The sequence below is a fragment of the Pseudomonas sp. D3 genome (assembly GCF_029320995.1).
GTDB lineage: Bacteria > Pseudomonadota > Gammaproteobacteria > Pseudomonadales > Pseudomonadaceae > Aquipseudomonas > Aquipseudomonas paraveronii.
Genome location: NZ_CP119772.1, coordinates 2,593,684 through 2,608,569, shown reverse-complemented (window position 1 = coordinate 2,608,569; position 14,886 = coordinate 2,593,684). Strand labels below are relative to the sequence as shown.

At 62.0% G+C, this 14,886-nt stretch carries 14 protein-coding genes and 1 pseudogene; 11 read left to right on the top strand and 4 right to left on the bottom strand.

What is annotated here, in order from left to right:
* Positions 1-21: 21 nt before the first annotated feature.
* Complete coding sequence (locus P3S72_RS12030) at positions 22-1,083, top strand: FUSC family protein (protein ID WP_276197926.1); 1,062 nt, start codon at positions 22-24, stop codon at positions 1,081-1,083.
* A gap of 168 nt (positions 1,084-1,251) precedes the next feature.
* Here the strand turns inward: P3S72_RS12030 and P3S72_RS12025 are convergent, their stop codons facing one another.
* A complete protein-coding gene (locus P3S72_RS12025) occupies positions 1,252-2,004 on the bottom strand; it encodes a TetR/AcrR family transcriptional regulator (protein WP_247406090.1) in 753 nt (250 codons plus the stop codon).
* 356 nt (positions 2,005-2,360) lie between these two features.
* Here P3S72_RS12025 and P3S72_RS12020 point away from each other — a divergent pair, with 356 nt between their 5' ends.
* From P3S72_RS12020 to P3S72_RS12005, 4 genes are read left to right on the top strand one after another with little or no spacing between them, the layout of a single operon-like run.
* Positions 2,361-3,068 (top strand): ABC transporter ATP-binding protein, encoded by a 708-nt coding sequence (locus P3S72_RS12020; protein WP_276197494.1) that lies wholly within the window; start codon positions 2,361-2,363, stop codon positions 3,066-3,068.
* Entirely contained in the window at positions 3,065-4,264 is a 1,200-nt protein-coding gene (locus P3S72_RS12015; RefSeq protein WP_276197493.1) for an ABC transporter permease, read from the top strand. Before P3S72_RS12020 ends, P3S72_RS12015 begins: the two co-directional genes overlap by 4 nt.
* A complete protein-coding gene (locus tag P3S72_RS12010; protein ID WP_276197492.1) occupies positions 4,257-5,738 on the top strand; it encodes a TolC family protein in 1,482 nt (493 codons plus the stop codon). Before P3S72_RS12015 ends, P3S72_RS12010 begins: the two co-directional genes overlap by 8 nt.
* The gene (locus P3S72_RS12005; RefSeq protein ID WP_276197491.1) at positions 5,728-6,981 is read left to right on the top strand and encodes an HlyD family efflux transporter periplasmic adaptor subunit; all 1,254 of its coding nucleotides are present in this window, start codon (positions 5,728-5,730) and stop codon (positions 6,979-6,981) included. Before P3S72_RS12010 ends, P3S72_RS12005 begins: the two co-directional genes overlap by 11 nt.
* A gap of 315 nt (positions 6,982-7,296) precedes the next feature.
* Here the strand turns inward: P3S72_RS12005 and P3S72_RS12000 are convergent, their stop codons facing one another.
* The 3 genes from P3S72_RS12000 to P3S72_RS11990 all read right to left on the bottom strand — a co-directional run bounded on the left by P3S72_RS12000 (position 7,297) and on the right by P3S72_RS11990 (position 9,268).
* A complete protein-coding gene (locus P3S72_RS12000) occupies positions 7,297-8,133 on the bottom strand; it encodes an IS3 family transposase (protein WP_276193551.1) in 837 nt (278 codons plus the stop codon).
* Positions 8,130-8,432: a transposase gene (locus P3S72_RS11995; RefSeq protein ID WP_276193552.1), complete on the bottom strand. Its 303-nt coding sequence runs from the start codon at positions 8,430-8,432 to the stop codon at positions 8,130-8,132. The genes P3S72_RS12000 and P3S72_RS11995 overlap by 4 nt, the downstream gene beginning before the upstream one ends.
* Positions 8,433-8,974: 542 nt before the next feature.
* Positions 8,975-9,268, bottom strand: a complete 294-nt coding sequence (locus tag P3S72_RS11990) for a DUF1330 domain-containing protein (protein WP_247407894.1) — start codon at positions 9,266-9,268, stop codon at positions 8,975-8,977.
* A 68-nt stretch (positions 9,269-9,336) separates the two neighbouring features.
* Between P3S72_RS11990 and ribBA the strand changes: the two genes are divergently transcribed.
* From ribBA to P3S72_RS11960, 6 genes and pseudogenes are all read left to right on the top strand, one after another.
* A complete protein-coding gene (gene ribBA / locus P3S72_RS11985) occupies positions 9,337-10,446 on the top strand; it encodes a bifunctional 3,4-dihydroxy-2-butanone-4-phosphate synthase/GTP cyclohydrolase II (protein ID WP_276197490.1) in 1,110 nt (369 codons plus the stop codon).
* Between the two features lie 226 nt (positions 10,447-10,672).
* Entirely contained in the window at positions 10,673-11,698 is a 1,026-nt protein-coding gene (locus P3S72_RS11980; RefSeq protein WP_247408482.1) for an ABC transporter substrate-binding protein, read from the top strand.
* Complete coding sequence (locus P3S72_RS11975; protein WP_276197489.1) at positions 11,695-12,612, top strand: ABC transporter permease; 918 nt, start codon at positions 11,695-11,697, stop codon at positions 12,610-12,612. The genes P3S72_RS11980 and P3S72_RS11975 overlap by 4 nt, the downstream gene beginning before the upstream one ends.
* Before the next feature lie 6 nt (positions 12,613-12,618).
* Positions 12,619-13,428, top strand: a complete 810-nt coding sequence (locus P3S72_RS11970) for an ABC transporter permease (RefSeq protein ID WP_247406707.1) — start codon at positions 12,619-12,621, stop codon at positions 13,426-13,428.
* Positions 13,429-13,445: 17 nt separating this feature from the next.
* The gene (locus tag P3S72_RS11965; protein WP_276197488.1) at positions 13,446-14,600 is read left to right on the top strand and encodes an ABC transporter ATP-binding protein; all 1,155 of its coding nucleotides are present in this window, start codon (positions 13,446-13,448) and stop codon (positions 14,598-14,600) included.
* Between the two features lie 119 nt (positions 14,601-14,719).
* Positions 14,720-14,800, top strand: a pseudogene (locus P3S72_RS11960) (flavin reductase); the annotation flags it as partial.
* Positions 14,801-14,886: the final 86 nt, after the last annotated feature.

Sequence of the window (14,886 nt, the reverse complement as noted above, 5' to 3'; positions counted from 1 at the left end):
GACGGCTTGCCGTTGATTAACCTGCATTTGCCTGTGTTTGCGCGGCGCTTACTGCGCCCGCTGCTCGACCCTTACCGCCGCTATCGCCACGCCAAGCTGATCCACGCCGTGCGCGTGTCCATCGGCTTGCTGGCGACGATCCTGCTGACCACCGGCATCAACCTGCCCCACGGCGAGTGGGCGTCGGTGACCATGCTGGTGGTGATCGGCGGCCTGCAGCACCACGGCAATATCGGCAAGAAAGCCATGGAGCGCGCCTACGGTACGCTGATCGGCGCCAGCGTCGGTTTGCTGCTGGTGGTGCAGGAGGCGTATGTGGGGCAGCCGCTGTTGACCTACTTGTTAATGTCGGTGGTGTGCGGGTTCTTCTCCTATCACGCCATCGGCAAGGGCGGGTACACCGCGTTGTTGTCGGCGATCACCGTGTTTATCGTCGCCGGGCATGGCGACAATCCGCTGTCGGACGGGTTGTGGCGCACGGTCGACATCCTGATCGGTATTGCGTTGGCCCTGGCGTTTTCCTTCGCTCTGCCGCTGTATGCCGTGTACTCCTGGCGCTACAACCTGGCCAGCGCCTTGCGCGACTGTGCCGCGATTTATAGCCGCATCATCAGCGGCCAATCGGTCACCGACGACGAACACCTCAAACTGCTCAGCCGCGTGAATACGGCGATGCTGCAATTGCGTTCGTTGATGCCCTCGGTGTCCAAGGAGGTGCGGATCTCCATGACCGAACTGGACACGATCCAGCGGCATTTGCGCATGTGCATCAGCACCCTGGAGATTCTTGGCAACACCCGGCCGGACCCTCGCGACGAACAGGCGATGGCGCGGATGCAGGTGATGTTGAAAGCCGAGCACCGGCAGATTCGGGTGCAATTGGTGGGGATGGCGCGAGCGCTGAGGTCTGGCGTGACACCCCGGTTGGAGCGGCCGAGCCAAGCCGTTGCCAGCGAGCCGACATTGGATGCGCCGGTCTACAGTGCATTGGATGGGTATCGGTTGTTGACCGTGCAATTGGCGGCGAATGTGGATGAGATGCGCCAGCGGTTGGCCAAAAGCGCTGGCCATTGGAAGATCTAATCCTCAGGGGTTTTAACGCGTTTACCCGCGACAACACTTTCACACTTTCTCTTACATATTTTTCACGATTTATTCACATGGCGAGCCGTAGGGTGAAGCCTCATCCGTTACAAACGTTGCACATCAAGCCCGCCGCCCCAGCGGGCTTTTTTTTGCCCCGGATTCGGGCTAGCGCGCCGCCTTGCCGACGGGCGCTGTCGCTTGCTCGCGAATCGCGCGCTGGGTGTCGAGCACCTTGGCCAACGCCGTTTGCGCCTCAGGGCTTTGCTGCGGCACGCGAATCGCCGCCGAGACCAGCGTGATCAACTTGGCCATCACTTCGGCATCCGTGGCCGGGCGGCCCAGGCTCATGGAGTTCATCAACAGGCGCAGTTCGGTACCGGCCATCACGCCGGAAATTGCCTTCAGGGCAAACTGCAGGCGTACCCCCAGTTCGTTGCGCGGCAAGTCCGGCAAGGCCAGGGCGAAGGCTTCGAAGAAGCGCTGGAACACCGGCTGGTAATGCACCTTGAGGTATTCCTGGATAAACGGCGACGTATCGCTGTAGACCCGCCCGAGGAAACGAATGAACGAACGCCCTTCCCCGCTCGCCGGATCACTGCGCTCCAGGCCCATGGCCGGAGCGAACAGTACGCCGAGCAGCGTGTCGCAATCGAGGGGGCCGTCGGATTCGGCTTCACAGCGTGCCAGCAATTCCAGGCGCTGCTCGTTGAGCGGCTCAAGGCGCTGCATCAGCAGGGTTTTCATCAGGGAATCCTTGTCCCCGAAGTGATAGTTCACGGCGGCCAGGTTCACCTGGGCACGTTCGGTAATCTGCCGTAACAAAACGGCGTCATAACCATATTTGATGAAGAGAGCCTCTGTCGCATCCAGCAATCGAGTCTTGGTAATGTTTGGAGAGCTGACTTTCTTCACGACCATAAAAGTTCCACGCGGGAAATATTGTTTTAAAAATAAATTTGATTTTTTATACCGGGGCCATCGTTCGAAAGCAAGCAGTGACACGCCACCATAGCATCGCAAGCCCTTGCAGCCCGGCTCGTTGAAGCTCGCCAACGGGTTTTTGAGCCGTCGATTTCGCCGCCGGTGCATTTATTTCAAAGGGTAAAAACCCTCTACAACGATGGCTGGCGGAGCTGGTTGAACGCGGTTAGTATTCAAACAATATTTTAAAAACAAGAAATCAAACCAGTCCGTGACGCGTTCCAGGCAACCCCCGAACTTGTTACAAATTTTTACCGGGGCGGCACGACGGCGTCGAGACTGCAGGCGTAGTCATGATGACAGACACCCCCGCGCACCCAGGCTTGATCTCCCTGCAAGGCATCGGCAAAAGCTATCAGCTCGCCGGTCAGCACCTGTCCATCCTCAATGATGTGTGCCTGTCCATCGCCCGCGGCGACAGTTGCGGCATTCTCGGCGCCTCCGGCTCCGGCAAAAGTACCCTGCTCAACATCCTCGGCCTGCTGGACTTGCCCGACGGCGGCCAGTACCGCTTTGCCGGCCACGATATTTTCAGTGCCAGCCCCGATGAACTGGCGGCAATCCGCAACCAGCAGATCGGCTTCGTATTCCAGAGTTTCAACCTGCTGCCGCGCCTCAGTGCCCTGGACAACGTCGCCCTGCCTCTGAGTTATCGCGGGGTGTCGCGCCATGAGTCGGTGGAACAGGCGCTGCGTATGCTCGAGCAGGTCGGCCTGGCCGAGCGCGCCCACCACCGCCCCGCCGACCTCTCCGGCGGCCAGCGCCAGCGTGTGGCGATTGCACGTGCGCTGGTGGGCAAGCCCTCGGTCATCCTGGCCGACGAACCCACCGGCAACCTCGACAGCAGCACCGCCCAGGACATCATGGACCTGCTCCTGGCGCTGAACCGCGAGCAACAGGTCACGCTGATCATCGTCACCCACGACGCGCACATCGCCGAGCGCCTGGAGCGCAAAATCCTGGTGCGTAACGGCGTGGTGCACGAGGCCGGCCGCCCATGAGCCTGCGCGTCGAGCAGAGCCTGAGCCAATTGCTGCATGAAGCATTCGTCAGCCTGCGCACCCTGGGTAAACGCTCGATCCTCGCGCTGCTGGGCATCGTGATCGGCAGTTCGTCGGTGGTGGCGCTGATCAATATCGGCCATAACGCGGCGGTGGACGCCGCGCTGATTTTCAAGGAAATGGGCACCGACACCCTGATCGCGCAGTTTCCGCCCAAAGGCGACAGCCGCGCACCGATGCGCTCGCGCCTCGACCTCGACGCCGTGCGCCAGGCCGTGCCCGGGATCGCGCACATCGGCGCGCTGAGCCTGTTCAGCGGCCCCGTCGTGTTCCACGGCCGCAGTGTCAACGCCAACTTCGTCGGCAGCACGCCGGATATCCCGGCCGCCCTGCGCCTGGTGCTGCACGAGGGGCGCTACCTGTCGGCGTTCGACGCCAATGAAACCTACGGCGTGATCGGTGACCAGATCGCCCAAGCCCTTGGTGCCCCCGGTGAGCCGCTGAAACTGGGCGACCGCGTGCGCATCAACGACTACCTGTTCCTGGTGGTTGGCATCCTGCACAACCAGCCCCGGGCGATGCTGATGCCGGTGCAAGCCAACGAATCGCTGTTCATTCCCGCCGACGGCATGCGCCGCATCTACGCCAGCCCGCAAATCGGCAACGTGATCATCCGCGCCGCGCCAGGGCAGGACATGGAACGCATCGCACGGGACGCCGCTGCCGCGCTGCAACGCCAATTGACCGAGCACACCGTCGACATCACGGTGCCCCAGCAAATGATCGACGGCATGACCCGACAAACCCGCACCTTCGCCTACCTGCTGCTGGCACTGGGCGCAATCTCCCTGGTGGGCGGCGGTGTCGGGGTGATGAACGTGATGCTGATGAACGTCTCCGAACGTCGCCGCGAGATCGGCATTCGCATGGCCCTCGGCGCGCGCCAACGGGATATTCGCAACCTGTTCCTGCTCGAAGCCATCACCCTTACCGCCGTCGGTGCGCTGTGCGGCGCGGTGCTCGGCATGACCGCCGCCTGGCTCTATGCCTGGCTGTCGGGCTGGGCCTTTGCCCTGGCGGTCGCCGCCCTACCCCTGGGGGTGGGCAGCACATTGCTGGTGGGCTTGTTCTTTGGCATTTACCCGGCGGTCTCGGCCTCGCGGTTGCAGCCGGTGGAGGCGTTGCGCGATGAATAAACGCCTGCTGCTGCTCCTGGCCCTGTTCAGCCTGCCGAGTATCGCCGCCGACGTGGTGATCCGCCCCGCAGCGCCCAGCACCACGCGCAGTGGCTACGATCGCGGCGTCTCGCTGAATGCCCAGGTCACCGCCCTCACCCTGGGCGACGCGGTATACCTGGGCCTGCGCAACAACCCGGCGATTCGCAGCGCCTACCTGCAGCGGGTCGCGCAGAAGTTCGACCTGCGCGTGGCCGAAGACGTGTTCAACCCCAAGCTCAGCCTCAATAGCTATTACCGCAGCACCCGCGGCTCCGCCGACAACGCACGCAATGCCAACGTGGCACCGGCCACCAGCTTGCTGGGTGAGTACGGCACGCGCCTGAGCATGGCCTGGACCCAGCAACTGAATAACGCCAACCGTGCCGGTCGCTACCGCAGCGACGGCCTCGACCTGGCGCTCATCCAACCGCTGATGCGCGGCGCTGGCTGGGATGCGACCACCGCGCCGCTGCGCCTGTCGCGCCTGTCGGAGCAGGCCAACCGCCTGAACCTCAAGGCCACCGTGGCGCAAACCATCAGCCAGATCATCGCCACCTACCGCGAATTGCTGCGCGCCCAGGAGCAACTGAACATCGTCCAGGACGCACTGAAACGCTCCGGCACCTTACTGGACGTGAACAAGGCGCTGATCAGCGCCGGGCGCATGGCCGAGTTCGAGATCGTGCAGACCGAAGCCGACATCGCCACCCAGCAACTGGGCGTGGAAGAAGCGCAGAACCAACTCGACAGCAACCGCCTGGCCTTGCTGCGCCTGCTGGCCCTCGACCTGTCGACACCGATCCGCGCCACCGAGGCCCTGGAGGCCAAGCCCATGCAGGTCGACAAGCGCGAGGCGTTCAACCTGGCGCAGAACCAGCAACCGGAATACCTCGCCGCCCTGCTCGGCAGCCAGCAGGCCGACCTCAACCTGGTGATCGCCAAAGACTCCGGGCGCTGGCAAGTGGACTTGGTGGCCGGGGCGAACCAGTTACGCGACAACTACAACAACGACGCCGGCAGCGGCAACAACCGCAGTTGGGACAGCTACGCCGGGGTGCAGGTGCAAATCCCGATCGGCGACATCAGCACGCACCAGGCCGAAGTGCGGGCGCGGGTAAATGTGGAGGATCAGGCCATCCGCATCACCGACGCCCGCCAGGAACTGGAACGCAGCGTGAACAACGTGGTACGCGACCTCGGCACGCGCTGGCGCCAGTATGAAATCTCCCAGCGCGCCGTGGAGTTGTCGCGGCGCAAGATCGAGATCGAGCGCGAAAAGCTCAGCGCCGGGCGCTCCACCAACTTCCAGGTGCTGAGTTTCGAAACCGACCTGCGCAACGCCGAAAACGCGCGCCTCAATGCGCTGATCGCTTATTTGAACGCCCAGACCCAGCTCGATCTGACCCTGGGCATGACGCTGGAAAGCTGGGAAATCGCCCTCAATGACTACTAACCAAAAACGCCTGCTGGCGGCTGGATTGATCGTGCTGCTGGCGGGCGCGGGAATTGCCGTGCAAAGCCATCGCAGCGCCGCCGAACCGCTGAACACGACCGAGCAGTGGCTGGCGGTGAAGCCTGACGCGCTGGTGCACCAGATCGGCCTGGTGGGCAAAATCGAGCCCGACACTACCCTCATCCTCACCGCGCCGTTCGACGGCAATGTGCAGGCTAACCTGGTGGAGCAAGGCCAGCGGGTCGACGCCGGGCAAGTGTTGCTGCGCATGGACCCGGCCCTGCTCGAAGTGCAACTGCGCGATGCGCTCTCCGCGCAACTCAAGGCCCGGCGCACCGTGCAGGACATGCAGGACTGGGACAACAGCCCCACCGTCAGCCGTGCGCGCCGCAGCCTGCGCACCGCGCAAATGAGCGCCGGCAACACCCAGCGCAAACTCACCGAAAGCGAAAACCTGTTTCAGCGCGGCATCATCCCGCGCAACGAACTGGACGACCTCAAGCAACAGACCCAGCAACAACAGCTGGACCTGATCGCCGCACGCGATGAACTGCAACATGCACTGGAGCAAGGCAAAGGCGAATACCGACAGATCGCGGATATGGAGCTGACCAATGCCACGGTAAAGTACGACGCCCTGTATCAGCAGCTCGAAGGCAAGGAGGTCAAGGCGCCCTTCTCCGGCATCGTGGTGCCCGCGCCCGGAAGCGGCAACGCGGCACAAGGCGCTGGCAACACCAACGCCCCGGTGCAGGCCGGCAGCAAGGTCAGCCAGGGCCAGGTGCTGTTCGGCCTGGCCAATATCGAACGGCTGAAAATCATCGCCAAAGTCTCCGAGCTGGACATCAACCAACTGCACCAGGGCCAGGCGGTGGAAGTGATGGGCGATGGCTTCGACGGCGAGCGGCTGAACGGCTCGGTGAGTGTGGTCAGCGGCTTGGCGATTACCGGTGATACCCAGGGCAGCGCGCAGTTTCCGGTAACTCTATCGATCCCCAAGCTGACCCCGCAGCAATTGCAGCGGGTGCGGCTGGGGATGAGCGCGCGACTGACCATCGTCACTTACAACAATGCACAGGCGATCGTGATCCCGAGCCAGGCGATCCAGCCGGACATGACGGTCGAATATCGGCCGGCGATGGACAAGCCGGTAGAACGTGTGACCGTGACCACCGGGCAATCGACGCCGCAGGGCGTCGAGGTATTCGGGCTAAAACCCGGCTTTGTGAAGACCCCTAGGTAGAAGGAATTCCCCTCTGGGAGGGGGCTTGCCCCCGATGGCGGTGGGTCAGTCCGCTTGTTTGTAACTGATCCACCGCCATCGGGGGCAAGCCCCCTCCCACATTTGGATCTCCATGGATCAGATAGATCTCATTTGGCTTTTGATATTGGCGAGGCGGCCCTATAGCTGACCTGGTACTGGAAGCCGAGCGCGGTCAAAAAGGTGGGAGGGGGCTTGCCCCCGATAGCGGTGGGTCAGTCCGCTTGTTTGTAACTGATCCACCGCCATCGGGGGCAAGCTGAACTGGTCAACTAATTTTGGACACCAGTTAAGGTTTCACGCCGCCAGTTTCTCCATAGCTACCGGCGACCGGTAGCCGTTGTAGCTGTGGAGCCTGACGTTGTTGTAACGCATCAAATAACGCTGCAAATCCACTCGGGCTTCATGCTCTGAGCTGTAGCCATCTTCTGGTACCCATTCTGATTTAAGGCTCCCAAAGAAACGCTCCATCGGGGCGTTGTCCCAGCACTCACCTTTGCGACTCATGCTTTGCAGGAGTCCATGCTTGCGCATTTCATTCCTGAATTTGTGGCTGGTGTACTGACAGCCTTGGTCGGAGTGAAACAGCACCTCTTTTGGACGGCCTCGCAACTCGACCGCCATTCGCAACGCTTCGCAGGTCAGCGTGGCATCGGAAATCATCGAAAACGACCACCCCACAATCCGGCGAGCGAACAGATCCAGAACTGCCGCGAAATACATCCAGCGCTTGCCGACTTTGATATACGTCACATCGCCACACCACACCTGGTTGATCGCTGTGACATCAAACTGGCGCTTGAGCACATGCGGCGCTACCAGCGCTTCCACGCCGGATGATTTGTACTTATGCCGCCGGCGTTGACGACTGATGACGCCCGCTTCACGCATCAGGCTGCGCGCCATGTACCGCCCGACGCGATGCCCCTTGGCTTGCAGTTCCTTAGCTAAAGTGCGCGATCCAGCAGATGCTCTGGACTCCTTGTGATGCTCGACCAGGGCGGCTTTGAGCTTTTCCCGCTCAGGTTTCACCTTGCCTTGGCGCTGACGCCAGGCGTAAAAGCTGCTGCGGTTAACACCGAACGCCCGACAGCAATTGTTAACGCCGTACTGCTCGTCCAGCTCACAGATCAACGTGAATGATCTTTGGCGTCCAACAGCAAGAGAGCACTGGCCTTTTTTAGGATTTCGATGTCCAGGTCTTTTTGCCTGAGTAACGCTTTGAGCTGCTGAATCTCTCGTTGATCGGCGGTAATAGCCTTGGCGCCAATCGGAGTCGAGCCCAGCCGCTCTTTGCGAACCTGATCGACCCAGCGGCGCAACGCAGTCGGGCCAATATCCAGACTGGCACAGACGTCGGGAACCGACTGCCCCTCGTCCAGCACCATGCTGGCCGCCTTGAGTTTGAACTCACTCGAATAAGATTTACGCATATCCAAACACCTCAGATTTGGGCGCCATCATAGCGCCCGATTGAAGTGTCCAAAATCATTAGGCCAGTTCAGCTTGCCCCCGATGGCAATGGCACATTCAACATCGTCGTTGGCTGACACACCGCTATCGGGAGCAAGCCCCCTCCCACAGTTTGAAGCGCGTTTATTCAGCCACGAATCAGCCCTGCTCATCGTCGAAACCAGGGCGCTGCAACGCAGCCTAATCCACACCACCGAACCCAATGTGGGAGGGGGCTTGCCCCCGATTGCAATGGCACATTCAACATCGTCGTTGGCTGACACACCGCTATCGGGAGCAAGCCCCCTCCCACAGTTTGAAGCGCGTTTATTCAGCCACGAATCAGCCCTGCTCATCCCCGAAACCAGGGCGCTGCAACGCAGCCTACTCCACACCACCGAACCCAATGTGGGAGGGGGCTTGCCCCCGATGGCAATGGCATATTCAACATCGCCGTTGGCTGACACACCGCTATCGGGAGCAAGCCCCCTCCCACATTTGAATCGATTTACACTTGAAAAAACTAGGGTGCCAGCCCTTCCACGATGATGATCTGCGCCTGCCCCACGCCCTCACGGTGGGCCTTCGCCGCCTGATATTCGGCGGATTCGTAACACGCCACCGCCTGCTCGTAGCTATCGAACTCAATCACCACGTTACGCTGCCGTGCCGGCCCGCCTTCCATCGCTTCGCTGCGCCCGCCCCGGGCCAGAAACCGCCCGCCAAACTTCGCAAACGCCGCCGGGGCGCGCTGGGTGTACTGCGTGTACTGCTCTGCATCGGACACATCTACATGGGCAATCCAATAGGCCTTCATCGTGACATTCTCTCGCCTGATTTTGTGGTATACCATAATACATACAACCAACAAGTCGAGCACCCAACATGTCCTTCAACAGCATCGCAGACATCATCGAAGACTACCGCCAAGGCAAGATGGTGCTCCTGGTGGACGACGAAGATCGGGAAAACGAAGGCGACCTGCTGCTGCCTGCAGCGTGCTGCACCGCCGAGACTATCAGTTTCATGGCCCGCGAAGCCCGTGGCCTGATCTGCCTGACCCTCACCGACGAACACTGCCAGCGCCTGGGCCTGGAGCAGATGGTGCCGAGCAATGGCAGCGCGTTCAGCACCGCGTTTACCGTGTCCATCGAAGCGGCCAGCGGTGTGACCACCGGTATCTCTGCCGCCGACCGCGCACGCACGGTGGCGGCGGCCGTGGACGTCAACGCGGGGCCTGCCGATATCGTGCAGCCGGGGCATATCTTTCCGTTGCGCGCCAAAGATGGCGGCGTGCTGACTCGCGCCGGCCACACCGAAGCCGGCTGTGACCTGGCCCGCCTGGCCGGGCATACACCGGCCTCGGTGATCGTCGAAGTGATGAACGACGACGGCACCATGGCCCGCCGGCCTGACCTGGAGATCTTCGCGCGCAAGCATGGGATCAAGATTGGCACTATCGCCGACCTGATTCACTACCGCCTCAGCACCGAACGCACCGTGGTGCGCATTGGCGAACGCGACCTGCCCACGGTGCATGGCACGTTCCGCCTGATTACCTTTGAAGACCGCATCGACGGTGGCGTACACATGGCCATGGTGATGGGCCCATTGCGCCGCGATGAACCTACGCTGGTGCGCGTGCATGTGATCGACCCGCTGCGCGATCTGGTCGGCGCCGAGTACAGCGGTCCGTCCAACTGGACGCTGTGGGCCGCCCTGCAACGCGTCGCCGCCGAAGGCCGTGGCGTGGTGGTGGTGCTGGCCAATCATGAATCGTCCCAGGCGCTGCTGGAGCGCGTACCGCAACTGACCCAGGCACCGCGCCAGTTCCACCGTTCGCAGTCGCGGATTTATTCGGAAGTCGGCACCGGGGCGCAGATATTGCAGGATCTGGGCGTCGGCAAGTTGCGTCACCTCGGCCCGCCCCTGAAATACGCCGGGCTGACCGGCTACGACCTGGAGGTGGTCGAGAGCATTCCCTTCACCGAATGACGGATAACCGGTAAGGCAAAATGCTTGCACAAAGTTTGGAATACCATAATATGATATTCCATAGACCGAACGCTTTCGCCAAGTGCGCCCGCCAGGGACAGCACCAATAACAGCCCTTGGCACGGTCGCCTTTTGGGTCTCGATTAGAGGCTCCGATGGACCTACTGCTCCCGATAGGCGGGCATTACCAAGCCCGCTCAATAACAAAACAAATGAGGGCGTGAAAATGGTGTTGAACAAACGTGCAACCGCTGTGCTGTTCGCGGGTTTATTGGCTACGGCCACTCACGCGGCCCTGGCGGCCGAAAGCGTGAATTTCGTGAGCTGGGGCGGTAGCACCCAGGATGCGCAGAAGCAGGCGTGGGCCGACCCTTTCAGCAAGGCCAGCGGCATCACCGTTGTACAGGACGGCCCGACCGACTACGGCAAGCTCAAGGCCATGGTCGAAAGCGGCAACGTGCAGTGGGACGTGGTGGATGTCGAGGCCGACTTCGCCTTGCGCGCCGCCGCCGAAGGCCTGCTCGAACCCCTGGACTTCTCGGTAATCCAGCGTGACAAGATCGACCCACGCTTCGTCTCCGACCATGGCGTCGGCTCGTTCTTCTTCTCCTTTGTGCTGGGCTACAACGAAAGCAAACTCGGCGCCGGCAAACCCCAGGATTGGACCGCGCTGTTCGACACCAAGACCTACCCCGGCAAACGCGCCCTCTACAAATGGCCCAGCCCTGGCGTGCTCGAACTGGCCCTGCTGGCCGACGGCGTACCGGCCGACAAGCTCTACCCCCTGGACCTGGACCGCGCCTTCAAGAAACTCGACACCATCAAAAAAGACATCGTCTGGTGGGGCGGTGGTGCGCAGTCGCAGCAATTGCTGGCCTCCGGCGAAGTCAGCATGGGCCAGTTCTGGAACGGTCGCATCCACGCCCTGCAGGAAGATGGCGCACCGGTGGGCGTCAGCTGGAAGCAGAACCTGGTCATGGCCGACATCCTCGTCGTGCCTAAGGGCACCAAAAACAAAGCCGCCGCGATGAAGTTCCTGGCCAGTGCCAGCAGCGCCAAGGGCCAGGCCGATTTCTCCAACCTGACCGCCTATGCACCGGTGAATATCGACAGCGTGCAGCGCCTGGATTCAGTCCTGGCGTCCAACCTGCCGACGGCGTATGCCAAGGACCAGATCACCCTCGATTTCGCCTACTGGGCCAAGAACGGTTCGGCCATTGCGACACGGTGGAATGAATGGCTAGTCAAATGAAAATGACGGCAGCCACACCGACCGGGAGCGCCCTCGGCGCTGCCGGCGCGGTTTGCAGCAACGCCGTATCGCCGTCCCTGGCCCAGCGCTGGCGGGGGGCGGGCAACCTGATCCCGGCCCTGCTGTTCCTCGGCCTGTTCTTCCTCGCACCGCTGATCGGGCTGTTGCTGCGCGGTGTACTGGAACCGGTGCCGGGCCTGGGCAACTATGAACAGTTGTTCGCCAACTCGGCCTACGCCCGGGTAATGCTCAACACCTTTTCGGTGGCGGGCCTGGTGACCCTGTTCAGCCTGTTGCTGGGCTTCCCGCTGGCCTGGGCGATTACCCTGGTGCCACGCGGCTGGGGCCGCTGGATCTTGAATATCGTGCTGCTGTCGATGTGGACCAGCCTGCTGGCCCGCACCTATTCCTGGCTGGTATTGCTGCAAGCCTCCGGGGTCATCAACAAGGCGCTGATGGCCCTGGGCATCATCGATGTGCCCCTGGAGATGGTGCATAACCTCACCGGCGTGGTGATCGGCATGAGCTACATCATGATCCCGTTCATCGTGCTGCCGTTGCAGGCGACCATGCAGGCCATCGACCCGATGATCCTGCAGGCCGGCTCCATCTGCGGCGCGAGCCCGTGGACCAACTTCTTCCGGGTGTTCCTGCCGCTGTGCCGGCCGGGGTTGTTTTCCGGCGGGTTGATGGTGTTCGTGATGTCCCTCGGTTACTACGTCACCCCGGCGCTGCTCGGCGGTGCGCAGAACATGATGCTGCCCGAGTTCATCATCCAGCAGGTGCAATCGTTCCTCAATTGGGGCCTGGCCAGTGCCGGTGCCGCGTTGCTGATCTTCATCACGCTGGTGCTGTTCTACTTCTACCTGAAACTTCAGCCGGAATCCCCGGTTGGCGCGAGCAATGCGAGGTAAGCCGTCATGCTGCTGACTCCGAATGCCATGAGCCGCAGGATGCGCCTGGGCCTCTACACCACCACCGGTTTGATTGGGCTGTTCCTGCTGCTGCCGATCGTGTTTATCGTGCTGCTGTCGTTCGGCTCGTCGCAATGGCTGGTGTTCCCGCCACCGGGCTGGACGCTGAAATGGTACGGCCAGTTCTTCTCCAACGCCGACTGGATGAACGCGGCGCTGGCCAGCCTCAAGGTCGCCGTGCTGACCACCGTGTTCGCCGTAGCGCTGGGCCTGCCCACGGCATTTGCCCTGGTGCGCGGGCGCTTCCCCGGCCGCGAGCTGCTCTACGGCCTGTTCACCCTGCCGATGATCGTGCCGCTGGTGATCATCGCCGTGGCGGTGTACGCGCTGTTCCTCAAGCTCGGCTACACCGGCACGATGTTTGCCTTTGTGGTCAGCCACGTGATTGTCGCGTTGCCGTTCACCATCATTTCGATCATCAACTCGCTGAAGCTGTTCGACCAGTCGATTGAAGACGCGGCGGTGATCTGCGGTGCGTCGCGCCTGCAGGCGGTGTTCAAGGTGACCTTCCCGGCGATTCGTCCGGGGATGGTGGCCGGTGCGCTGTTCGCCTTTCTTGTGTCATGGGACGAAGTGGTGCTCAGCGTGATGATGGCCAGCCCGACCCTGCAAACCCTTCCCGTAAAAATGTGGACCACCCTGCGTCAAGACCTGACACCGGTGATCGCCGTCGCCTCGACGTTGCTGATCGGCCTCTCGGTGCTGGTCATGGTCATCGCCGCCGCCGTTCGCCGGCGCACAGAAACCCGCGCTTGAGCGCCCAGGAGCAGAACATGAGTGCAGTGATCCAAGATGCCGCGCAGAACCCGGGCCAACCCCTGGTCAGCCTGCGCAACCTGAACAAGTACTATGGCGAATTTGCCGCCGTGGACAACATTTCGCTGGACATCAAGGACGGCGAATTCCTCACCTTCCTCGGCTCCAGCGGCTCGGGCAAGAGCACCACCCTGTCGATGCTCGCCGGCTTTGAAACGCCCAGCAGCGGCGAGATCCTGGTGAGTGGTCAATCGCTGGTCAACGTACCGCCGCACAAGCGCGACATCGGCATGGTGTTCCAACGCTACTCGCTGTTCCCGCACCTGTCGGTACGCGACAACATCGCCTTCCCCCTGGCAATCCGCAAACTGGCCAGCGCCGAGCGCGAGAAGCGCGTCGACGCCATGCTCAAGCTGGTGCAGCTGGAACAATTCGCCCATCGTCGCCCGTCGCAACTGTCCGGCGGCCAGCAACAGCGCGTCGCCATCGCCCGGGCGCTGGTGTACGAGCCGCGCATCCTACTGATGGACGAACCCCTCGGCGCCCTCGACAAAAAACTGCGTGAAGACTTGCAGGACGAGCTGCGCCAGTTGCATCGGCGCCTGGGCATCACCATCGTCTATGTGACCCACGACCAGGAAGAAGCGATGCGCCTGTCGCAACGCATCGCGATTTTCAGCCATGGCAAGATCGTCGGCCTGGGCAGCGGTTTCGACCTGTACCAGAACCCGCCGAACGCATTTGTCGCCTCATTCCTCGGCAACTCCAACTTCCTCAAGCTCAAGGCCCAGGGCAACGCGGCGGCATCATTCGAAGGCCAATCCCTGTCGATCCGCCTGACCGGCGGCCTGCGCACCGAGCAGGATGTGCTGCTGATGGTGCGCCCGGAAAAAGCCCTGGCGCTGAGCGTCGAACAGGCCGCCGAGCAGCCCCTGGCCGCCGGTTGGAATGAGGTGTCGGCGATCGTCGGCGAAGTGCTGTTCCTCGGCGAAAGCCAGACCTGCAGCGTGAAAACCCTGGGCGGCACCTCGATGACGGTCAAGGCATTGTCCGCCGCCGGCATGCCGCTCAAGGCCGGCGACCCGGTGCGCGTGCGCTGGGCTACGGCGGATGCCTGTGTGTACACCGAGTGGGCCGAAAGCGATCTGAACAAGGCCGCCGGCGCTCATTGAGTCACCCATGTGGGAGGGGCGGTGCGACGGTTCGACTTGCTCCCGATAGCGGAGGAACAGTCAACTTATCTGTAGCTGACCCACCGCTATCGGGAGCAAGCCCCCTCCCACAGTTTGAGAACCTCATCGTGCCCCAGCAGAACGCCGGGCCACTGGTGTATTGCCACGGCAAGATGGGCGCCCTGCCCATGCCGGCCTAAGCCACACACAAAACTTTGTGGGAGGGGGCTTGCCCCCGATTGCGGTGGGTCAGTCAGCTTGTTTGTATCTGATCCACTGCCATCGG